Origin of the sequence: Mesorhizobium sp. M1A.T.Ca.IN.004.03.1.1 (assembly GCF_003997555.1) — a bacterium.
Taxonomy (GTDB): domain Bacteria; phylum Pseudomonadota; class Alphaproteobacteria; order Rhizobiales; family Rhizobiaceae; genus Mesorhizobium.
Map to the genome: position 1 here is coordinate 1 of NZ_RZTV01000807.1, position 248 is coordinate 248.

The window sequence follows — 248 nt, forward strand, 5'->3', positions numbered from 1 at the left end:
CGATCACCTCTGTGCGCTCGATCGCGCCATCGGCGATGGCGATCACGGAACCAATATGCGGCGCGGCTGCGAGGCGGTGAGCGCCGAAGGCGAGAGCCTGTCCAGCCTGCCCTTCCCCGACGCCATGGAAAAGATCGGCCTGACGCTGGTGATGAATGTCGGCGGTGCGGCCGGGCCGCTCTACGGCACGCTGCTGATGGAGATCGGCCGCGAGCTTCGCAAGAGCAACGAAAAGCCCGATTTTTCGC

The 248-nt window shown here is 65.3% G+C and carries 1 protein-coding gene; it reads left to right on the plus strand.

Features of this window, described 5'->3' with window-relative positions; genetic code table 11:
* Positions 1-248 (plus strand): DAK2 domain-containing protein (locus EOD29_RS33890; RefSeq protein WP_127248885.1); only part of this gene is annotated, 248 nt, incomplete at both ends.